The organism is Chryseobacterium viscerum, from assembly GCF_025949665.1.
In the GTDB taxonomy this organism is placed as follows: domain Bacteria; phylum Bacteroidota; class Bacteroidia; order Flavobacteriales; family Weeksellaceae; genus Chryseobacterium; species Chryseobacterium viscerum_A.
Genome location: NZ_JAPDFT010000002.1, coordinates 201547 through 222556 on the forward strand (window position 1 = coordinate 201547; position 21010 = coordinate 222556).

Annotated in this window: 22 protein-coding genes; 19 read left to right on the forward strand and 3 right to left on the reverse strand. The window is 35.5% G+C overall.

The features are described from left to right. Positions 1 to 2: 2 nt before the first annotated feature. From rfbB to OL225_RS15125, 16 genes are all read left to right on the forward strand, one after another. Entirely contained in the window at positions 3 to 1082 is a 1080-nt protein-coding gene (gene rfbB / locus OL225_RS15050; RefSeq protein ID WP_264518793.1) for a dTDP-glucose 4,6-dehydratase, read from the forward strand. A 123-nt stretch (positions 1083 to 1205) separates the two neighbouring features. Further along, a complete protein-coding gene (gene rfbA, locus OL225_RS15055) occupies positions 1206 to 2069 on the forward strand; it encodes a glucose-1-phosphate thymidylyltransferase RfbA (RefSeq protein WP_264518794.1) in 864 nt (287 codons plus the stop codon). Positions 2070 to 2243: 174 nt separating this feature from the next. Further along, positions 2244 to 3092: an ABC transporter permease gene (locus OL225_RS15060; protein WP_264518795.1), complete on the forward strand. Its 849-nt coding sequence runs from the start codon at positions 2244 to 2246 to the stop codon at positions 3090 to 3092. Between the two features lie 33 nt (positions 3093 to 3125). Further along, a complete protein-coding gene (locus OL225_RS15065) occupies positions 3126 to 4385 on the forward strand; it encodes an ABC transporter ATP-binding protein (RefSeq protein ID WP_047376503.1) in 1260 nt (419 codons plus the stop codon). A gap of 67 nt (positions 4386 to 4452) precedes the next feature. After that, positions 4453 to 4836 (forward strand): sugar 3,4-ketoisomerase, encoded by a 384-nt coding sequence (locus tag OL225_RS15070; protein ID WP_264518796.1) that lies wholly within the window; start codon positions 4453 to 4455, stop codon positions 4834 to 4836. After that, on the forward strand, positions 4826 to 5605 hold the full coding sequence (locus tag OL225_RS15075) for an acyltransferase (RefSeq protein WP_264518797.1): 780 nt from the start codon (positions 4826 to 4828) through the stop codon (positions 5603 to 5605). Before OL225_RS15070 ends, OL225_RS15075 begins: the two co-directional genes overlap by 11 nt. A gap of 9 nt (positions 5606 to 5614) precedes the next feature. Then, positions 5615 to 7489 (forward strand): acyltransferase family protein, encoded by a 1875-nt coding sequence (locus OL225_RS15080; protein ID WP_264518798.1) that lies wholly within the window; start codon positions 5615 to 5617, stop codon positions 7487 to 7489. Positions 7490 to 7493: 4 nt separating this feature from the next. Further along, entirely contained in the window at positions 7494 to 8594 is a 1101-nt protein-coding gene (locus OL225_RS15085; RefSeq protein ID WP_264518799.1) for a DegT/DnrJ/EryC1/StrS family aminotransferase, read from the forward strand. Positions 8595 to 8640: 46 nt separating this feature from the next. Further along, positions 8641 to 9561, forward strand: coding sequence for a glycosyltransferase (locus OL225_RS15090; protein WP_047376499.1), 921 nt, complete (start codon positions 8641 to 8643; stop codon positions 9559 to 9561). Between the two features lie 18 nt (positions 9562 to 9579). Continuing rightward, positions 9580 to 10704 carry a glycoside hydrolase family 99-like domain-containing protein gene (locus tag OL225_RS15095; protein ID WP_264518800.1) on the forward strand — a complete coding sequence of 375 codons (1125 nt, stop codon included), beginning with the start codon at positions 9580 to 9582 and terminating at the stop codon, positions 10702 to 10704. Next, complete coding sequence (locus OL225_RS15100) at positions 10697 to 11542, forward strand: glycosyltransferase family 2 protein (protein WP_264518801.1); 846 nt, start codon at positions 10697 to 10699, stop codon at positions 11540 to 11542. The genes OL225_RS15095 and OL225_RS15100 overlap by 8 nt, the downstream gene beginning before the upstream one ends. Before the next feature lie 57 nt (positions 11543 to 11599). Further along, positions 11600 to 12268: an NAD-dependent epimerase/dehydratase family protein gene (locus tag OL225_RS15105; protein WP_047376497.1), complete on the forward strand. Its 669-nt coding sequence runs from the start codon at positions 11600 to 11602 to the stop codon at positions 12266 to 12268. A 165-nt stretch (positions 12269 to 12433) separates the two neighbouring features. Further along, positions 12434 to 13300, forward strand: a complete 867-nt coding sequence (locus tag OL225_RS15110) for a glycosyltransferase family 2 protein (protein WP_081995466.1) — start codon at positions 12434 to 12436, stop codon at positions 13298 to 13300. A gap of 127 nt (positions 13301 to 13427) precedes the next feature. After that, entirely contained in the window at positions 13428 to 14255 is an 828-nt protein-coding gene (locus OL225_RS15115; RefSeq protein WP_081995458.1) for a glycosyltransferase, read from the forward strand. Positions 14256 to 14268: 13 nt separating this feature from the next. Then, the gene (locus OL225_RS15120; RefSeq protein WP_264518802.1) at positions 14269 to 15267 is read left to right on the forward strand and encodes an acyltransferase family protein; all 999 of its coding nucleotides are present in this window, start codon (positions 14269 to 14271) and stop codon (positions 15265 to 15267) included. A 10-nt stretch (positions 15268 to 15277) separates the two neighbouring features. Then, a complete protein-coding gene (locus tag OL225_RS15125; RefSeq protein ID WP_264518803.1) occupies positions 15278 to 16216 on the forward strand; it encodes a glycosyltransferase family 2 protein in 939 nt (312 codons plus the stop codon). 46 nt (positions 16217 to 16262) lie between these two features. Here OL225_RS15125 and OL225_RS15130 read toward each other — a convergent pair whose 3' ends face one another. Beyond that, on the reverse strand, positions 16263 to 17297 hold the full coding sequence (locus OL225_RS15130) for an acyltransferase family protein (protein WP_264518804.1): 1035 nt from the start codon (positions 17295 to 17297) through the stop codon (positions 16263 to 16265). A gap of 167 nt (positions 17298 to 17464) precedes the next feature. Here OL225_RS15130 and OL225_RS15135 point away from each other — a divergent pair, with 167 nt between their 5' ends. The 3 genes from OL225_RS15135 to OL225_RS15145 are packed head-to-tail and all read left to right on the forward strand — an operon-like array spanning position 17465 to position 20000. Continuing rightward, positions 17465 to 18007, forward strand: a complete 543-nt coding sequence (locus tag OL225_RS15135; RefSeq protein WP_264518805.1) for an acyltransferase — start codon at positions 17465 to 17467, stop codon at positions 18005 to 18007. After that, complete coding sequence (locus OL225_RS15140) at positions 18007 to 18846, forward strand: glycosyltransferase family 2 protein (RefSeq protein WP_264518806.1); 840 nt, start codon at positions 18007 to 18009, stop codon at positions 18844 to 18846. Before OL225_RS15135 ends, OL225_RS15140 begins: the two co-directional genes overlap by 1 nt. Continuing rightward, complete coding sequence (locus OL225_RS15145; RefSeq protein WP_264518807.1) at positions 18846 to 20000, forward strand: glycosyltransferase; 1155 nt, start codon at positions 18846 to 18848, stop codon at positions 19998 to 20000. Before OL225_RS15140 ends, OL225_RS15145 begins: the two co-directional genes overlap by 1 nt. A gap of 1 nt (position 20001) precedes the next feature. Here OL225_RS15145 and OL225_RS15150 read toward each other — a convergent pair whose 3' ends face one another. Next, positions 20002 to 20760 (reverse strand): SDR family NAD(P)-dependent oxidoreductase, encoded by a 759-nt coding sequence (locus OL225_RS15150; protein WP_264518808.1) that lies wholly within the window; start codon positions 20758 to 20760, stop codon positions 20002 to 20004. Beyond that, positions 20760 to 20993 carry a phosphopantetheine-binding protein gene (locus OL225_RS15155; RefSeq protein ID WP_047380387.1) on the reverse strand — a complete coding sequence of 78 codons (234 nt, stop codon included), beginning with the start codon at positions 20991 to 20993 and terminating at the stop codon, positions 20760 to 20762. The genes OL225_RS15150 and OL225_RS15155 overlap by 1 nt, the downstream gene beginning before the upstream one ends. Positions 20994 to 21010 lie beyond the last annotated feature (17 nt).

Genomic DNA, 21010 nt, shown 5'->3' on the forward strand with positions numbered 1-21010 from the left:
CAATGAAAAACATTATCATTACAGGAGGTGCCGGCTTCATTGGCTCCCATGTTGTAAGAGAATTTGTAAAAAACAATCCGGATACTACGATCATCAATCTTGATGCTCTCACCTACGCCGGAAATCTTGAAAACTTAAAGGACATTGAAAATGAACCTAATTACGTTTTCGAAAAAGCAGATATCACAAGCCCGGAAGAACTTAGAAGGGTTTTTGAAAAATACAACCCGGATGCTGTAGTACATCTGGCAGCAGAAAGCCATGTAGACAGAAGTATTACTGATCCTATGGCATTTATTAACACCAATGTAAACGGAACAGCTAATCTTCTGAATCTTTGTAAAGAGTTCTGGACATTAAACTCTGACCATACTCATGGCAGATTCCCGGATGAAAAAAGAACCAATCTTTTCTACCATATTTCTACCGACGAAGTATATGGAAGTTTGGGTGAAACAGGATTCTTTTTAGAAACAACTTCATACGACCCGCAATCTCCATATTCTGCTTCAAAAGCAGCTTCCGATCATTTGGTAAGAGCTTACGGAAATACATACGGAATGCCGTTCATCGTATCCAACTGTTCTAATAATTACGGACCGAATCATTTCCCGGAAAAACTGATTCCTCTTTGCATTTCAAATATTATCAACGAAAGACCGCTTCCTATTTATGGTGATGGAAAATACACCAGAGACTGGTTATTTGTAATTGATCATGCCAAAGCAATTCATCAAATCTTTAAGGAAGCAAAAACCGGCGAGACTTATAACATCGGAGGATTCAATGAGTGGCAAAATATTGATCTTGTAAAAGAACTGATCAAACAAATGGATGCCAAACTGGAAAGACCGGAGGGCTATTCTGAAAAACTGATCACTTTTGTCAAAGACAGACCAGGCCATGATAAACGTTATGCTATTGATGCCACAAAACTGAATAAAGATTTAGGCTGGAAACCATCGGTAACCTTTGAAGAAGGACTGGGAAAAACAATTGACTGGTATCTTGAAAACAAAGAATGGCTTGAAAATGTAACTTCAGGAAATTATCAGGATTACTATAACAAGCAATACAGCTAAAGATCCGGCTATTGAGAAAATAAAGAATGAACTGAAATAATTCTCATTCTTTATCATACCCCTGAATAGCAAAAGAAATTCAACTTATAACACAAAAGAAATAAGCGTAATACGCACCACCAAATGAAAGGAATAATATTAGCCGGAGGATCCGGAACAAGACTTTACCCTCTTACCATTGCAGTGAGCAAGCAGCTAATGCCTGTTTACGACAAACCAATGATCTATTATCCACTTTCCACACTACTTTTAGCAGGAATCAAGGATATTCTGATTATCACCACACCACACGACCAGGAAGGTTTTATTAAGCTTCTGGGTGATGGTTCTCAAATTGGCTGTAATATAGAATACGTTGTACAGCCAAGCCCCGATGGCTTAGCACAGGCATTTATTTTGGGAGACCAGTTTATCGGCGATGATTCTGCTGCGCTGGTATTAGGTGATAATATTTTCTACGGTTCCGAAATGGGAACTTTACTGAAAAATAAAACCAATCCCAATGGAGGTGTTGTTTTTGCCTATCACGTTGCTGACCCCGAAAGATATGGTGTTGTAGAATTTGATAAAGATTTAAAGGCTGTTTCAATTGAAGAAAAACCTCTCAACCCTAAGTCAAATTATGCGGTACCCGGTCTTTACTTTTATGATAACGATGTGGTAGAAATTGCTAAAAACATCAAGCCTTCTGCAAGAGGTGAACTGGAGATCACCGATATCAACAATGTCTATTTAAAAAACGAAAAACTTGAGGTTGCTGTTCTTGACAGAGGTACTGCATGGTTGGACACCGGAACTTTTGACTCTCTTCATGACGCTTCAGAATTTGTAAGCGTTATAGAAAAAAGGCAGGGATTTAAAATCGGCTGTATTGAAGAAATCGCGTTCAGGAACAAATTCATCAATGAAGAAAAACTGCTTGAAACTGCGGTAAAATACGGCAAAAGCGGCTATGGTGAATATCTGAAACAACTTATCGGCAAATAACAAAAACAATTTATAAAAATCATAGACTATTGGCTTTATGGCCAATAGTTTTTGTTCATACCGCCAATTATCAATATATTAGTTGTTGATTTTTAGTTTTATTTATCATGAAAATTTACAAACTAAGAGATACGGTAAGAATTAATTATTATAAATTTGCAAAAACTTACACAGATGAATGAACCACAACAGAAGTGGACTGAAACGATTGATGCTGATCATTCGTTGTTTGACTTGAAGCTGAAAGAAGTCTGGAAATACAAAGATCTTGTTTATATGTTTGTAAAGAGAGATTTTATATCCAGTTTTAAGCAGACTATTTTAGGACCTATATGGTTTTTTATTAATCCCATTCTAACAACCATCGTATACCTGGTTATTTTTGGAAGAATTGCCAAGCTACCAACAGATGGGGCACCACCTCTTCTTTTTTATCTGGCTGGCGTTACTCTTTGGAATTATTTTTCTTCCTCTTTACTGGCTACATCCTCTACTTTTACAGGGAATGCCGGCATTTTCGGAAAAGTGTATTTTCCAAGACTGGTTACCCCACTTTCTATTGTCATTTCTAACCTTATGCGATTTGGAGTACAGTTTGTTCTATTTATCCTTGCATGGGCTTATTATTACAATAAAGGAGAGGCTCACCCTAACATCTGGATTCTGGCAACCCCTTTTCTTATATTCCTGATGGCCCTTTTTGCATTAGGAGTTGGAATGATATTTTCTGCCCTTACTACGAAATATAAAGATTTGGCAATGCTACTCGGTTTTGGGGTAAGCTTATATATGTATGCAACTCCAGTAATTTATCCTGTCTCTTCATTACCGGGATTCTTTAAAAAACTAGCATATTATAATCCTTTAACAGGTATTTTTGAATGTTTTAAATATGCATGGATCGGTGTGGGAGATTTCTCCCCTACTATGCTTGGGATCAGTACAGGTATTATTCTTGTCCTTTTAATGATTGGAATTGTTATATTCAATAAGGTTGAAAAAACCTTTATGGATACCGTGTAATTATTTTCTTTTTAAAATTTAAATTAAAAAAACATGCTGGCTTTAAAAGCAGAAAACATATCTAAACAATACCGTCTGGGACAAGTCGGGACAGGAACTCTTTCTCATGACCTTAACAGATTCTGGCATAAAGTAAGAGGAAAAGAAGATCCTTATCTTAAAATTGGAGAGACAAACGATAGAACTACAAAAGGTGATTCTGAATATGTATGGTCTCTTCGCAATATTGATTTTGAAATCGAAAAAGGAGATGCTGTAGGAATTATCGGAAGAAACGGTGCAGGAAAATCTACATTATTAAAAGTTTTAAGTAAAGTTACAAAACCTACAACAGGGCAGATTTATACCAACGGAAGAATTGCCTCTCTATTGGAAGTCGGAACAGGATTCCACCCTGAAATGACGGGAAGGGAAAATGTCTTTCTTAATGGAGCTATCCTGGGAATGACAAGAAAGGAGATCAAGAGAAAATTTGATGAAATTGTAGATTTCTCGGGTGTTGAAAGATATATAGATACTCCTGTTAAAAGATATTCTTCGGGAATGTATGTCCGTCTTGCTTTTGCCGTAGCTGCTCACTTAGAATCTGAAATTCTTATTGTAGATGAAGTATTGGCAGTTGGTGATGCTGAATTTCAGAAAAAATGCCTTGGAAAAATGAATGATGTAACAAGAGGAGAAGGCAGAACCATTCTTTTTGTAAGTCATAATATGACGGCCGTTAAAGAATTATGTACAAAAGGAATTCTTTTAAACCATGGACAAATTGATTATCAAGGTGATATCCTCAGCACAATTATAGAATATCAAAAAAGCAGCGCAAGAGAAAGCTCTTATATTTATAACGGAAATCTTGATGAAGCTATAGGTAATGAAAATATCAGGGTAAAAGAATTTTCAGTATCTCCTATAAACGGGGACTTGTTAGATATTGATTCCGGAGTGCATGTAAAACTTGTTTTTCATAATTACTGTCCTGATATTACACTTGATACAACCTTTGAATTGAAAAACTACGATGAGTTGGTGATTTTCCATGTTGGGAAATTTGTTTCGGCAAAAGGAGATGCAAAAGTAGGTGAATATACTGTAGAATTTGATATTCCGACAGGGCTTCTGAATGCAGGAAATTATTATTTTAGACTTTACTTTGGAAAAGATCAGAAAACACTTCTGTATGGAATTGACAATTTTATTGGATTTGAAGTAGAAAATGTAAAAGTAGGAGACATCATGTATGTTTACCCTGGAGTGACCAGACCTCAATTTGAATATAAAGTACAAACACCATAACTGCCTATAACATTCGTTTTATAGTCTTATCAAAAACAACTTTATGACAGGCCCTCATATAATAAATTTGAACAAAATAGGTTCTCCCGAACTCGGATATATTACTATTTCTGAAGCACAGAAAGATGTACCTTTTGATATTAAAAGGGTATACTGGACTTATTACACCCCACAGGATGTAAGCCGTGGAGGACATGCCCATAAAAACCTTCAACAGCTAATTGTTGCCGTAGCAGGAACAATTACGTTCAATACAGAAGATAAAGATGGGAAAAAAGAGGTTTTCGTATTAGACAGCCCCAATACCGGTTTATATATTCCTAAATTAGTATGGAGAGACATAAAGTTCAGCCACAGTGCCGTATTATTATGTCTGGCATCTGAGCTATACGACGAGGATGACTATTTCAGAAATTATCAGGATTTTAAAAATTACCCAAATGAAATTTAACAATAAGAATGTTTCTATAAGCGATAAAGCCAGAATTGGCAAAAATGTAAAAATAGGTGACAATACTGTAATCTATGACAATGTTGTTATTGGAGATAATTCCATTATTGCTAATGATTGTGTTATCGGAGAGCCTCTTAATGATTATTATTTTAAAGATGATTATGTAAATCCTGAAACTATAATTGGCGAAAATGCATTAATAAGAAGTCATACGATCTTATATGCAGGTTCCCGTTTCGGAAATAATTTTTCTACCGGACACAGGGTTACGATAAGAGAAAACTCTGTTTTCGGAAATAACTGCAGACTGGGAACGGTCACAGATATACAGGGGTACGTTACTTTTGGTAATAACTGCTGGCTTCACAGCAATGTACATATTGGTCAAAAATCTACCATCGGAAATTTTGTTTTCATCTATCCGTATGTAGTCCTTACCAATGATCCCACTCCTCCTTCTGATGTATGTATAGGTGCCACCATCGGAGATTTTTCTCAGATAGCAGTAGGTACTGTTCTACTACCCGGAACGGTAATTGGAAAGCATTGTTTGGTGGGTGCACAATCTCTGGTTGGGGGTAATTATGAAGATTATTCTTTAGTTCTTGGGAATCCCGGAAAAAAAATTAAGGATGTCCGAGAAATGAAATCAAGAGAAACAGGAAAATCCCATTATCCGTGGCCATATAATTTTTCAAGAGGTTTACCTTGGGAACAAGAAGGCTTTGATGAATGGAAAAAAGAAAACGGTTACGAAAACGATTAAGAAAAACAATTGAAAAACAATAGTTTCAGATACGATATTTCTTTTCTGCGGGCATTTTCTGTACTCGCAGTTCTTTTCTATCATTATAAATTTCAATGGTTTAAGTCCGGATTTATCGGTGTCGACATATTTTTTGTTATTTCAGGGTTTTTAATGACCAAAATTATTTTGTCTTCTTTTGATAAAGGAAGCTTTAATCTCTGGGATTTTTACAGAAGAAGAATAATCAGGATTATTCCTGCACTTTTAGGATTAGTTGTTACTTTTTCATTGGTCATATTCTTTTTTCTTCAGCCGCAGATTGTCAACTTTTTCAGAAGTGCTTTTTCCAGCGTCCTGTTTTTTTCTAATATTTATTATTACTTAAACAACGGATACTTCGACTCATCGTCCCAATACAACTTTCTATTACATTCATGGTCGCTTTCCGTAGAATGGCAGTTTTATTTAATTTATCCGCTCATATTACTTCTCTTAAAGAAATTATATACCACAAAAAAGAACAGCTTTACTGCAGTCTTTTTAGCATTAGCCTTTATTTCATTTGGTGCTATGCTCATTCATAGCAATTATGACTCTGATTTCTCTTTTTACATTTTTTATCCCAGAGCATGGGAGATGATGTTGGGTGGACTTGCATTTTTGCTGGAAGATAAAATGCAGCATATTCCGAAAAAAGTTAAGCTAGTCCTGGCTTTAACTTCTCTTTCAGCGATAATATCTTTTATTTTTCTCTTTCATGCATCTTCATGGCCATCGTTGTACACCATCATTCCGGTATTCTTTACAGCATTGCTTATCAGCCTGAATTATGAATTCACAGCATACAAAAATAAAATAGTTACCTACCTTGGAAATATATCTTATTCCCTGTATCTGTATCACTGGCCATTGTATGTATTGATCCTGTTTTTTGAAGTAGATACCAGTTTAAAATATCGTGTTCTAGCCATATTTGTTTCAGTTATTCTTGCCATACTTTCCTACGAGGGAATTGAAAAAAGAAACTATTCTAATAAGGCTAAATCAGTTCTGACAGTGAGTCTGATTATATTCATTTTTTCATTTTCAATTACAAAAGTAGATGCTGAGAATTATACGGATGAAAATAAAAATCTGATCAATACTACCTCTAACTATAAGTATAGTAAAAAAGCTGAAGATCAGTATAAAATTGACACCAAACATCTCACTCATAAAAAGGATTATAAAACAATTATACAGAATTTAGATGTTCCTGTTTCTGATAAAAAAAATGTCGTTCTTTTAGGAGACAGCCATGCAGGAATGTTTTCAGAAACAGTTAATAATATCTTTGCAGATAAAAAAGATATTAATCTTATCCAGATCACTGCAGATGCTACCTATCCTATGGAAAATTCCAAAGGTATTTATCCTAATCCTGTACAATATTTCAATTATATATTCACGGAATATTTTCCAAAATACTATAAAAATATAGACCTTATCATTATTAATGCTAATTATTCGGGATATCCTGAAAAAGAGATAAAAAATAATCTCAAAATAACCGAACAGTATTTTTCAAAATACAAAGTGCCTACTCTTTACATAGGCATGACTGATTTCTACGTAATAGATTTTCCAACATACTATTACATCAAGAAAAAGTATAGTGCAAATATGTACACAGAGGAAAAGAAAATCAAAGAGACTGAAAAATTCAATGCTTTTTTAAAAAACTATCTGGGTGATCAATATATTGATCTGCTCAATGTAAAGATTAACAAAGTATCTCCGGACAACTATCCGTATATATATGACACCAATCATTTAACACTGTTTGGTACAGAACAATACAAAAATATTTTATCACAAAGAATATACAAAACACTGAATATCAACACAAATAAAGATAATTAAAGAGATGATTAAATTTTTAGACTTACAAAAAATCAATTTAAAGCATCAGGAAGAAATAGAAGCAAAACTTTCTCAGGTATTCCGTTCCGGATGGTTTCTTATGGGACAGGAGCTTTCATCTTTTGAAAGTAATCTTTCTCAATATATAGGAGCTAAACATGCTATTGGTGTAGCCAATGGGTTAGATGCTCTACGCCTTATTCTGCGTGGATATATTGAAATGGGAATTATGAATCGTGGAGATGAAATCCTTGTACCATCCAATACTTATATTGCCTCCATTCTTGCTATTTCAGACAATGGCCTGATTCCTGTTCTTGTAGAGCCTGATATTAATAATTATAATATTGACATCACAAAAATTGAAGAAAAAATCACTTCAAAAACAAAAGGAATTCTAATTGTTCATCTCTATGGGCGCACTGTTTTCTCGAATCAGCTTAAAGATTTAGCAGAAAAACATCAGTTAAAATTAATAGAAGATAATGCTCAGGCAATCGGTGCAATATGGAATGGACAAAAAACAGGGAACTTAGGAGATGCAGCAGGCTTTAGTTTTTATCCTGGAAAAAATTTGGGAGCTATAGGGGATGCAGGAGCTATTACAACCAATGATGAGGATTTAGCTAAAGTAATCAGAGCATTGGCCAACTATGGATCTAATCAGAAGTATGTCAATATTTATCAGGGATTAAATTCAAGATTGGATGAAATTCAGGCTGCCGTTCTGGACGTTAAGTTAAAATATATTGATGAGGAAAATACAGTAAGAAAAAATATTGCGAAAAAGTATATTGCAGAAATATCAAACCCCAAAATAATTCTTCCGGAAAACCCGGCAGATGTAAATGAGCATGTTTGGCATTTATTTGTCATCAGAACAGAAAACCGTGATGAACTTCAAAAGTATTTAACTGAAAATGGTATTCAAACACTGATCCACTATCCTATCCCTCCCCATAAGCAGCAAGCTTATAAAGAATGGAATGATCAGTCTTTCCCCATCAGTGAAAAAATCCATGAAGAAGTATTAAGTTTACCTATCTCTCCTGTAATGACAGAGGAAGAAATTAAAAAAGTAATAGAAATTGTAAATAGATTTTAAGTTTTTAACGCTTATAAAAAGCTTGAAATCAATAAAGTAAAATATCATGACAGAATTGCCTCTGGTTTCAATTTTATGCCTTAGCTACAACCAGGAACGGTTTGTAACAGAATCTTTAGAAAGTTTCAAATCTCAGAAATACAGTAATATTGAGATTCTGATTTGTGACGACTGTTCTAAAGACAATTCTGTAGAAGTCATCAATAACTGGATTAAAAATAATCCCCAGCTGGATATCCGGTTTATTCCTCATTCTCAAAATAAAGGAATCTGTAAATCATTAAATGAACTATTGAATATATCAAAAGGTAAGTATATTATTACCATAGCTCTTGATGATCTTATGGAGCCAGATAAAATAGAAAGACATGTGGCTATTCTTGAAAATTCGTCTCCTAATGAAGCATTGGTATTTTCCAATGCTCACATAATAGATGATAATTCAGTACGCTTCCAAAATACTTTTATCCCTTATTTCCACAGATATCTAAGTATTGAATCAGGAAATTTTTACAAAAGATTACTTGAAGACAATTTTCTTCCTGCAATGTCATGTGTCACAAAATCGTCTATCATAAAGGAGATTGGAGGATGGGATGAAACCTTAACTTTTGAAGATTGGGATATGTGGTTGAGACTGAGTCAGAAATATGACTTCATCTATGATGACACCAAATCATGCAGCTATAGAATGCATGCTACAAATTCTCATAAAAAGAAAAACTTTTTAGATGTCTCATTTTTTGATATCTACCTGAAACACAAAGAACAGCCTGAAATGAAAAAGAGAATCCTAAAACTTATTCATGAGGCCTATAAAGAAAACAGACTGACTGAAGGTCATAAAAAATACCTTAGAGAACTTGATAATAAAACACTAACCGAGAAATTGATTTTAAGAAATGTAGGAAAGTTTACTTTCAACACACTACATTATCTTCAAAAAGTTTATTATAAAAGTTGGTAACATTATTCTTAATCAATTATGAAAAAAATAAAACCCCTTGCATTCTACCTCCCTCAATACCACCCTGTCCCCGAAAATGACGAATGGTGGGGAAAAGGGTTTACAGAATGGACGAATGTAGGAAAAGCCCAACCTTTGTTTGAAGGACACGAACAGCCTATACATCCCGGGGAACTGGGATATTATGATCTGCGTGTTCCTGAAGTAAGAGAACAGCAGGCTCAGATGGCTAAAGACTATGGAGTACACGGATTTATCTATTATCATTACTGGTTTGGTAATGGCAAACAGTTGTTGGAACGTGTTGCCAATGATGTTCTGAAATCAGGGAAACCGGATTTCCCATTTTGCTTCTGCTGGGCCAATGAAACATGGTCTGGCATATGGCACGGATTATCAGAAAAAATTCTGGCGCAGCAGGTTTACCCAACCGAACAGGACTTAATTGCCCATTTTGAATATCTTCTTCCTTTCTTCAAGGATGACAGGTATATAAAAGTGGATAACAAACCTCTTCTCATTATCTATGATCCCAACCATTTGAATGAAGGAGATCCTCATTATATTTCAAAATTCAGAGAGCTTGCAAAAGAAAACGGATTTGATGGCTTATATGTCATGGCATCCAATAAACTTCGTGATGATTTTGATTTTAAATCTATGGGGTACGACAGTAAGATTTCCAATGCTTTTCAGAAAGCATGGCTTCCTCATATTGACAAAAAAGAATACATCTCCCACTCTCAATATTATAAAAACAGAATCAAGGGATTAATCGGAATTAAGAAAAAAGAACAGCCCAAAGTCAGAATTCAGGATGCCCAGGCGGTAGTGAATGACTTAAAGTTTGAAGAAAGCAACGTTCCTACCTATCCATGTATCCTGCCTAATTGGGACAATACTCCAAGAAGCGGTTACAGAGGCATCATACTTGCTAATAATTCCCCGGAAATATTTGAACAGCAGGTTGAAAAAGCCGCAAAATATCTTGAAGAGAAAAAAGACTACCCTGAACAGTTTTTAATTGTTAAATCCTGGAATGAATGGGCAGAAGGAAATATTCTGGAACCGGATAGAAAAAATGGTTTCGGATACCTGAATGCATTAAAGAAAATCTTGAATAAACACAGTCGAAATGAGTAAATTCAGTATACTTATTGCCAATTATAACAATGGCCATTTTTTTGAAAAATGCTGTCAAAGCTTAGTTGCGCAGACTGAAACGGATTGGGAAGCAGTAATTCTGGATGACGGCTCTACTGATGACTCTCTTGAAGTTATAAAAAAAATCATTGGTGATGATTCCCGGTTTAAAATACATCAGAATGACCAAAACAGAGGAATCGGATATACAAAAAGGAGATTAATAGAACTTGCACAGTCAGAAATATGCGGTTTTTTAGATCCTGATGATGCTTTGGCTCCTCATGCTTTGGAAATTGTTTTAAAAACACATACTGAATATCCGGAAGCAGGGTTGGTTTACTCCAATTTTGTACGTTGTGATGAGAATCTTACTCCTCTGTCTGTACACAAAGCAAAACAAATCACAGCGCTGGATCAGGCTTATTATAATTTCAATGCTGAGATTTCACATTTTGTCACTTTTAAAAAGAAAATTTATGAGAAAACCGCCGGTATTGATCCTTTCTTAAAAATTGCTGAAGATAAAGACTGGTACATGAAAATGTGCGAGGTTGCTCCTGTAAAATATATTGATGAAGATTTATATTTATACAGAATCCATGACAGTGGGATCTCTACTACGAAAAATTCAGAAAAAGCATTGTTCTGGCACTGGGTTGCCCTGATCAAAATGGCAGAAAGAAGAAACATCAGTGTGGAGGACCTTTTTCTTCAGAGCTATGTCCCGAAAAAGAAATATGAGCAGGCACTCAACCAATTGAATCATGTAAAAAATTCAAGATGGGCAAAACTGGGAAATACACTTGGACTTTTTAAAATCTTTAAAAAACTTTAAATCTGTTGAAGCACGTAAAAGATTTAAAAACTAACATCTTAATGAGAAAAGAAGCATATGATAATTGGTAGTGGAATTCTGGCAAACGCCGTAAGACTTTATGATAAGGAGGATGTTATTTTTTTTGCATCAGGAGTTTCCAATTCGCTGGAAAAGAATCCTGCGGAATTTGAAAGAGAAATATCCCTGCTGAAATCAGTTATCAGCCAGCATCCCGATAAAAAGCTGATCTATTTTTCAACATGCAGTATTTATGATCCCACCAAAACCGACAGCCCATATGTCCTTCATAAAATGACGATCGAAAAAATAATTGTTGAGCATTGTTCAAGCTTTATTATTTTCAGAGTAGGAAATGCTGTAGGCCGTGGAGGAAACCCCAATACACTGATCAACTTTCTTAAAAACTCAATATTATCTGAAAATAAGCTCACAATTCACAGCAATGCAAGAAGAATCCTGATTGGTACAGATGATATTGCATCATTTGTTGGAAAGTATATGCAAAACCTCAACAACGAGATTGTAAATCTGGCTTATCCTTATCAGTATTCATTATCGGAAATCTTATCTCAGCTGGAGAATCATCTTGCCAAAAATGCAGATTATGAAACAGTGAACGAAGGTTCTTTTTATAATATAGAATTCAACAGTCTTACAGAAGATTTTTTTGCGGGTCTGTCTCCTGATGAATACCTGAAGAAGCTCTATTCATCATATCTATAAAGGACAAAACATGACAGCTCCCGAAAGATACCCTTCTGTACCGGAAAAAATAATTTTGTACCTTCGGCCAGAAAACTTCAGAGATTTAAGGTCGAGAAAAAGTAATGCCTTTATGATCCACTGAAGAATAAAAAACACATTAAACCTATTGAATAAAAAATGAAAATGAATCCCAAAATATCCGTAATTGTCCCCTGCTACAAACAGGCTCAGTTTTTAGATGAATGTCTGCAGTCTATACTGGATCAGACCTATGAAAACTGGGAATGTATCATTGTCAATGACGGATCACCCGATAATACAGATGAAGTAGCTGATAAATGGGTAAAAAAAGACAGCCGTTTTAAATATCTTTATAAAGAAAATGGTGGTCTGTCTTCTGCAAGAAATGCAGCACTGGAAATCGTTACCGGAGATTATATACAGTTTTTGGATTCCGATGATCTGATACACCGTGAAAAGTTTTCAAAAAGCCTTTCCGGAGACAAAGAATATCCGTTGATTGTAAGCCAGTATACCATCTACAGAAATCAAACCCATCTTCCGGGCTATAAAAATGTTGAGCAAAATTTCGTAACCTTTGAAGGAATTGTATACGATTGGGATCTTAAATTTTCCATCCCGATACACTGCGCTTTAATCCATAAAAAACTTCTGGAAGGTTTTCTTTTTGACACTACCCTTACCAGCTGTGAAGACTGGGTAATGTGGATTTATATCACCAAAGATCATCCTGATGCCCTTTTGATTAATGAAGCTCTTGCCCATTACCGGAAAGACGTCAACGATAATATGTCTGCTGATCCGATCAAAATCATGAAGCAGCGTCTTAAAATTTTACCAACCTTAAAAAAACTTTACGGGGAAGAGGTACATGACAAACTGGCCTACCATATCATAGACGTTCGTACCACCCAGCTTATCCAGCAAAGACGCGAATTTCAGAAAATGATTCCCCTGGCCGTAGTTGCAAAATATCTTTCTTTCAAAAGGTTTTATTACAAGCTTTTTAGAAAAAAAGTAGACGGCTAAACTTAAAGTTTAATGTACTTCAGACAACTATATTTCCATAAAAACTACACAAATGAGTTGGGTACTGCCAGACAGATATACAGCAGAAACCCTGTAAATTATATAACTTAAAAATAAATTTATTTAGATGAGTCAATTTGTACACGTAATCATGACAAGATTCAATGTTCCTACAAAAGGCTGGAACGAAACACGTTCAGGATATAAACCGCTTACTGAAGAATGGCTGGATGACCGGTTCAAGCTATTCAGAACTTACGTGCTTCCTTCTTATAAAAATCAGACCAACCAAAACTACGTCTGGCTTACTTTTTTCGATACCAATACATCTGATAAGTTTAGAAAAATCATCAAAGAAATTGAAACAGAATACCCAACTTTCAAAGCGGTATTTGTGGAAGATTTTGATGTTATGAAAACGAAAGCTGTGGAAATAATCCCTCAATATTTTACCCCTGACACAAAATTTGTGATCACCAGTGAGCTGGATAATGATGATATGCTTCATCAGGACTATATAAAAACCGTTCAGGAGCATTTCAAACCGGTTCATGACCTGGTCATAGATTTAAGAAGAGGATACCAGCTTACCATGCTTCCGGACCGTAAAGCGGTAGTGAATGTGTATAACGCTGTAGTAAACCCGTTTGTAAGCTTAGCGGAAAGTGTAGACAACTTCAAAACAATGCTGAAGGAAAGAGCGCACAACAGCTATCGTCATTACCCGAATTTTTCTGTGGAAGACAGTAAGGAGATGTACATCCAGGTGATCCATCAGTACAACTTAATGAACGTTACCTTTAAACATAAAGCCGTTCCTGAAGTAGATTTTTCTGAATACGGAATGACAGAAGACACCAAATTTACAATAGACGGGTTCAAGACACTTCAGCATAATATTGCCAGAGTACCGTTTGTAATGGGTCTTATTTTGAAAAAGATATTTAAGAAATAAGATTCCTCCAGTCATGAAGCTTAACAACCTCCAGATATTAAGAGGGATTTCAGCCTTATTGGTATGTTGCTTTCATTTCCGTGAAACAATAAATCTGCCTGGGCTGAATCTTGGCGATATTCTCTTTAAAAAAGGGAGTATCGGAGTTCCCGTATTTTTTATTATCAGTGGGTTTATCATGGCTTTCACCACTCAAAAAATAAATTTCAGTAAAGATTCTTTTCAGCAGATCACTTTGTTTTACAAAAGAAGGGTGATCAGAATTGTTCCGCTGTATTATCTTCTGACTTTCGCTGCGATGATACCCGGAGGGAGTTTTTTACTCTATTTTCATGGTGCAGGGCTTTATGAGCTTATCCATTCATTATTATTCCTTCCCACCAAAAAAGAATTTCCGGTCCTTTTCTTAGGCTGGTCCTTAAATTTTGAGATGTTCTTTTATCTCATATTCGGTCTCTCATTATTTTTTAAAGAAAAAAGGTATTACTTCATTGCAGGTTTTTTCATCCTAACATCAATCCTGGGATATTTTATCCATTTTGAAAATCCGTATCTAAGGATGGTAAGTCATTCTCTTAACCTCTATTTTGTTGTGGGAATTCTTTTTTCACTTTTACTGAACAGATTTACAATTCCAAAGATCTGGGCGGGATTGCTTTCTGTAACAGGAATTGTATTATTTACATTGGTACTGCTTAGCATTATCCCTATAGATAATGATCTGATAAAGCTGGCTATCATCTCTCTGTTTGTGTTTTCTTTCTTAACCTTTGATTATGTATTTCAGTTTAAAGGAAACAAAGCCTTAATTTTTCTGGGAGATATTTCCTATTCGCTTTACCTGTCACATCCTTTTGTAGAAATTGCTTTAAAAAGATTTAAAGTTGAAGGCTATCTCAGCTTTCCCTTTTTCCTGTTTAAGATTGCTATGGTCATTATAGTGGCATCACTTCTGTATTATTTTGTTGAGAAAAGAGTAACCAATTATTTAAAAATTAAATTAAAAGCATAATCCGATACAAATGAAAATTTCAGTAATTATTCCCGTTTACAATGCCGAAAAATATGTTTCGCAGGCCGTAGATTCAGCTCTTCAGTTTGAAGAAGTGTATGAAGTGGTATTGATAGAGGACAAGTCTCCGGACAATGCATTGCAAGTCTGTAAGGAACTTGCTGAAAAATATGATAGAGTAAAGCTTTTCCAGCATCCTGATAAAGGCAATCACGGAGCAGGTGCCAGCAGAAATTTAGGGCTGGAAAAAGCGGAAGGAGATTTTATTGCTTTCCTGGATGCAGATGATTACTACCTTCCCAACCGTTTTGATGCAGAAAAAGAACTGTTTGTCAATAAAGATGTAGAAGGAGTTTATGGTGCCATCGGGGTTCATTATTATTCGGAGAAAGCAAAAGAACAATATTATAAGGTCTTCGGAGACCGCCTGACTACAGTTTACAAGAAACACCCTCCCAAAGATGTATTTCCGGGACAGCTTAACATGATAGGAACTTTCGGACTTTTCAGCATTGATGCTTTGACTATCCGTAAAAGTTCTTTGAAAAACATGGAATATTTCTTTAAAACACATTTAAAGCTTCATCAGGACACTGAATTTCTATTCAGACTCTCCTACTATCTGAATTTATATCCGGGAATTCTTGATAAGGCAGTAGCCGTAAGAGGAGTTCACGAGAACAACAGAATTACTAAAATAGATTCCAGAGAAGTTAAGCCGGCTTCAACAAGAGTTGTTTTGTGGAAAGAAGTCAATCATTGGGCAGAGACTGAAAATACCATCCCCGATGATGTTAAGCTTCATATCAAAAGAGTATACAGAAGTTTCCAGATCGCCAATGCTCCTCTGCTCAAAAAATGGGGAATGATTACAAAGTATTTGTTTACAGACTATAAAAGTATACGTTCGGGACTGTATAATATTAATTTCAGAAACGATTTGTTCTGATTGCAGAATTAAACTAAGTATTTAGTTTTGAAGTAATACTTTAATTTTATTGTTTGGTAAAATGTATCTTCCTTAAAAGATCACGCATTGGCTTTTCAATAAATTGATAAAAAACTGCTGAGCTGAGCAGCATAACAATAATGTAAATCACAAATACAATATCAATACTGAACGTGTATTCCTGCCATTTTAAAAACTCTCGTACCAGGTAAAGAACAGGGATATGAGTGATGTATATCCCATAACTTATTTCTCCAAGATATTCCAGCGGTTTCAATGAAAAGAGCTTACTTACTTTTCCGTTATTAGCCGAAATCAAAAGAATTGCAGGGACAAAAAGTAAAGCCATCAATCCGTTGTGGTAAAAAAGCGGAACAAACATCAGAGATACAAGGATCAGTAAAAAGACTGCGATCACCTGACGGTCATAGTTTTTTTGCTTGTAATTTCTTACAAAAAATATTCCTGCCAGATTTCCGATCAGAAATTCATTAAGATGCCAGAAAGGGAAATAATAAAGAAACTCATGGCTTTTCGTGTGTGGCCCTTCATACGCTCCATATACAGGATACAGATTAGAAAACACCTGAGTAATCAACCAGAGTCCAATGGCAAATACCCAGATCATTTTATTTTTCTTTGCGTAAAAATAATTATATAAAAACGGAAAAAGCAGGTAAAAGAAAAACTCTACAGAGATAGACCATCCCGGAAAGTTCAGAATCATGGCTTCTCCCGGTATCCAGCTCTGAATGCCCAATCCGTATAAAACCAGCTTATACCAGTCAAACATTTCGTATCTCGTCATGAAATACAGCAGAAGCCCAAGCATATAAAGCGGATAAATTCTGGCAAACCTGTTTTTATAAAACTCCAGATAATCAATCTTATCCTTCTTATGGTAAGCAATGATCATGATAAACCCTGAGAGAATAAAGAAATAGCTTACCCCTACATTCGCTCTCAGAAAAAGATTGGAAATATAATCTATCTTATATAAAAACAGATCTTTATTGAAATGGGAAATCACGATTGCCATAGCGGCAACAAACCTGGTAAATGTAATCTGACTTATCTTCACAGAATAGCAAAATGCTTTACTTTATCAAAACACGGCAGACTCTACGCTGAGAGCTGTATTTATTTAATATAAAGTATTAATTTTAAGGCACAAAAATAAGATTTATTATTATAATTATGTAAAACAAATTATATTTGTAGGCTACAAATGTGAAAATAAATTCAGGTATGCTTTATGAAATTTTAGCAAAACTTCAACGGAAAAGCCAGATTTCGCTTCTCAAAAAACACCCTCATGTTTCTTTCAAGGGGATAAAACTTGGGATCAGTGATCATTTTATTCTGCATGAAAATGTAAAGAAAGTGACGATTGGCCACGCGGTCAGTTTCAGAAATTATGTACACGTTCTTGTGCAGCAGAATGCCACTTTAGAAATCGGAAACAACTTTTTCATGAATAACTTCTGTTCCATCAACTGTCTGGACAGTATTTCAATAGGTGATAATACATTATTCGGAGAAAATGTAAAGCTGTATGACCACAATCATGCCTATCAGACTCATCCGGATTTTAAACTGTCTCACGCCGAGTTTACCACAGCTCCCATCAGAATCGGAAGCAATTGCTGGCTCGGAAGTAATGTTACCGTTTTAAAAGGTGTTACTATCGGAGATAACTGTATTATCGGAGCAGGATGCACCATTTACAAAGATGTTCCTTCCAATACAACTGTCATCAATCATCAGGAATTAATATTTAAGGACCATTAATGAAGTTTTCTATCCTTATTGCCCATTATAACAATGCGCATTTTTTCAAAGACTGTTTTGAAAGTATCCTTCAGCAGACGTATACAAACTGGGAAGCGGTTATTCTGGATGATGCCTCCGCTGAAAGCGAAAAGACAATGATCCGGGAAATGATTTCAAATGATAAAAGGTTCAGGTTTTTTGAAAATGAAAAAAATTCCGGTGTAGGAGTAACGAAAAGTAAACTTATTGAACTGGCAGAAGGGGAAATCTGTGGATTTTTGGATCCTGATGATGCTATAAACCCAACAGCTATTCAAAAGTGTATGGAGATCTTTCAGGCTAAAAAAAACACGGTCCTTACCTATTCAAGGTTTATGACGTGTGACCAGAACCTGAAACCTATTTCTCCGTTCAGATCTGCCATGCAGGTACCGAATGGTGATCCTTATTTTTTTAATTTCCCGATTCAGATTGCTCATTTTGTAACCTTCAGAAAGGCAGTCTATGAGCAGACAGAAAAAATGAATCCGGATTTGAAAATCGGTGAAGATCAGGATCTCTACCTTAAAATGTATGAAAAAGGAAAAGTTCAGTTCATTAATGATACAAACTACCTTTATAGAACCCATCAAGGTGGAATTTCCCAGAATGACAATAAAAAGAAATCCCATGAGTATTTTGCGCAGGTGATTTTCAATACCATGAAACGCAGAGGACTTACCATTATCAACGGCCAAAAGATCCCTGATCACTATACAGGTGCGGATGAAATATTTGGCCTGTTACAATATCAGCATAAGCTTCCTTTCCGTATCAAGAAAAAAATAAAAATTACTTTACAATCAATCTTCGGATAATGTTAGAAAAAAAAATAAAAATTTTGTTCAGACACCGCTCCATGGAAATGGGAGGGGTAGAAAAAGTACTGTTGGGACTTCTCAACAACCTGGATACTGACAAATTTGAAATGACGGTATGTCTTACCCTAAATCAGGGCAAGCTGCGTGATGAACTTCCGAAACATATCAGAAAAATATATCTTACTGATGGAAAAGAAGACTTTTCCGACAATGCTCTGCTTCAAAAACTTCAGCTTGTCAAGAGAAGGATAAAGCTTCGTAAACTGAAAAACAACCCAGCCATTGCAGACCGGCTTATCAATGATACTTTTGATATAGAAATCGGGATGGATTATAGGGATTATGATGCTATTCTTAGCTCTACCCATAAGAATTCAAAAAAAATCGGATGGTTTCACTCTGAAATCAATGTCCCTAAATTTCAGCCTTTGGTTCCGGATATTTTAAAGAGTTTTCCTCAGTTTGATCATATGGTGTATTGTTCTCACAAAATAAAGGATATGATGCATCAGTATTATCCGGATCTCAATTATCCCGCTGAGAGCGTTATTATCAATCCTATTCCTATTGAAGAAATCAAGCGAAAGGCAGAAGAAAAGCTCGACAATTTTCCTGAAGGACCTGTTTTTGCGTCTATAGGAAGACTTCATTCAAGAAAAGGATACCATAAGCTTATTGAAGCACATACAAGGCTTATCAACGAAGGATTTCAGCACAGCATCATTGTCATTGGTGATGGTGACGAAATGAAGAACCTTAAGGCTCAGGTCGCAAAAAATAATGTTGAAAATACGTTTATTTTAGCTGGAAATCAGATGAACCCTTATCCATACATCAAAAAGGCCGATTATTTCATCCTTCCCTCAGAATCTGAAGCATGGCCATTGGTAATTGCTGAAGCATTAATTCTTCAGAAACCTATTATTGCCACCAATGTAGGTGACGTAGGTCTGATGATCAAAGACCGGGAAACGGGATACCTCATCAGTTATGAGATTGATGAAATGTATTCAGCAATGAAGACATTCTTTACCGATCCCAGCCTTGTTCTCCATATCAGAGAAAATCTTAAAAATATTGAAAGTCAGTTCGACAATAAGGAAATATTTGACAGTGTAGAAAATATTATAGAAACGCTGTACAAAAAATAAGTTACTGTGCGGAGTATCCTCCGTCAATGACAAGATTGGTTCCTGTGACCCATCTTGAAGCATCAGACAATAGAAAAATACAAGCATTCGCTACATCTTTAGGATCACCTATTCCCAGCGGATGCTTTTTTATGATTTCTGAGGAAGCTTCTTCACCAATATCTTCAAACATTTTTTCCAGAATCGGGGTATTCACCATCGCAGGGCTTACGCTATTGACACGGATATTACTTCTGGAAAGTTCCATTGCCAATGAACGGGCACCTGAAATGACTGCTCCTTTGCTGGCAGAATAAGCCGCTTTTCCAGCCTCTCCCACCATTCCCGCAACGGAAGAAATAAATACAAAACTGGATGTCTCGTCTTTATATTTTTTCAAAGACAGGATTTTGGCAATTTCAAGTCCGGCAATCACATTCACTGCAAATATATCCTGGTACAGCTGAGGATTATGTTTTTTTAACGGTAATGTTTTTTCGATACCGGCACAGTGTATAAATCCTGAAATCTTGCCTAATGCTGAAACTTTATCTGCAATCATTCCTTCAAGGTTGTCAGATTGGGTAATATCTTCGGCAATAATCTCAACTTTTGTTTCAGGATTCAGCAGAGAAACGGTTTTCATCAGTTCTTCCTGGTTTCTTCCCACAAGAATCAGATCTGCACCGCTTTTGCTGCATTCTACAGAGCAGCTTCTCCCGATCCCGGAAGAAGCGCCTGTAATGAGAATAATTTTATTTTTTAATGAGAAAGCATCCATTAATCTTCAAAATTTTCTTTTCCTATAACATTCATCAGATCTGAAACGGTTTCGATATCTTTAAAGTGTTTGGTATCAATTTTCTTGCTGAAATTTTCATCTACAAACGCAATAACAGAAAGCAAGCTGATAGAGTCGTAGCTTTCCAAAGATTTTAAATTCGTTTCAGTGGTCAATGTTTCATCTTCCTCTAATTCTTCCTGTAATTTTTCTAAAAAAACGGATGTTTTCATATTCTATAATTTTAAAT

What these genes read in the sequence shown, in the direction of transcription:
- rfbB (WP_264518793.1), top strand. Translation starts at nt 3, where the DNA reads ATGAAAAACATTATCATTACAGGAGGTGCCGGCTTCATTGGCTCCCAT.
- rfbA (WP_264518794.1), top strand. Translation starts at nt 1,206, where the DNA reads ATGAAAGGAATAATATTAGCCGGAGGATCCGGAACAAGACTTTACCCT.
- OL225_RS15060 (WP_264518795.1), top strand. Translation starts at nt 2,244, where the DNA reads ATGAATGAACCACAACAGAAGTGGACTGAAACGATTGATGCTGATCAT.
- OL225_RS15065 (WP_047376503.1), top strand. Translation starts at nt 3,126, where the DNA reads ATGCTGGCTTTAAAAGCAGAAAACATATCTAAACAATACCGTCTGGGA.
- OL225_RS15075 (WP_264518797.1), top strand. Translation starts at nt 4,826, where the DNA reads ATGAAATTTAACAATAAGAATGTTTCTATAAGCGATAAAGCCAGAATT.
- OL225_RS15085 (WP_264518799.1), top strand. Translation starts at nt 7,494, where the DNA reads ATGATTAAATTTTTAGACTTACAAAAAATCAATTTAAAGCATCAGGAA.
- OL225_RS15090 (WP_047376499.1), top strand. Translation starts at nt 8,641, where the DNA reads ATGACAGAATTGCCTCTGGTTTCAATTTTATGCCTTAGCTACAACCAG.
- OL225_RS15095 (WP_264518800.1), top strand. Translation starts at nt 9,580, where the DNA reads ATGAAAAAAATAAAACCCCTTGCATTCTACCTCCCTCAATACCACCCT.
- OL225_RS15100 (WP_264518801.1), top strand. Translation starts at nt 10,697, where the DNA reads ATGAGTAAATTCAGTATACTTATTGCCAATTATAACAATGGCCATTTT.
- OL225_RS15105 (WP_047376497.1), top strand. Translation starts at nt 11,600, where the DNA reads ATGATAATTGGTAGTGGAATTCTGGCAAACGCCGTAAGACTTTATGAT.
- OL225_RS15110 (WP_081995466.1), top strand. Translation starts at nt 12,434, where the DNA reads ATGAATCCCAAAATATCCGTAATTGTCCCCTGCTACAAACAGGCTCAG.
- OL225_RS15115 (WP_081995458.1), top strand. Translation starts at nt 13,428, where the DNA reads ATGAGTCAATTTGTACACGTAATCATGACAAGATTCAATGTTCCTACA.
- OL225_RS15120 (WP_264518802.1), top strand. Translation starts at nt 14,269, where the DNA reads ATGAAGCTTAACAACCTCCAGATATTAAGAGGGATTTCAGCCTTATTG.
- OL225_RS15125 (WP_264518803.1), top strand. Translation starts at nt 15,278, where the DNA reads ATGAAAATTTCAGTAATTATTCCCGTTTACAATGCCGAAAAATATGTT.
- OL225_RS15135 (WP_264518805.1), top strand. Translation starts at nt 17,465, where the DNA reads ATGCTTTATGAAATTTTAGCAAAACTTCAACGGAAAAGCCAGATTTCG.
- OL225_RS15140 (WP_264518806.1), top strand. Translation starts at nt 18,007, where the DNA reads ATGAAGTTTTCTATCCTTATTGCCCATTATAACAATGCGCATTTTTTC.
- OL225_RS15145 (WP_264518807.1), top strand. Translation starts at nt 18,846, where the DNA reads ATGTTAGAAAAAAAAATAAAAATTTTGTTCAGACACCGCTCCATGGAA.
- OL225_RS15150 (WP_264518808.1), bottom strand. Translation starts at nt 20,760, where the DNA reads ATGGATGCTTTCTCATTAAAAAATAAAATTATTCTCATTACAGGCGCT.
- OL225_RS15155 (WP_047380387.1), bottom strand. Translation starts at nt 20,993, where the DNA reads ATGAAAACATCCGTTTTTTTAGAAAAATTACAGGAAGAATTAGAGGAA.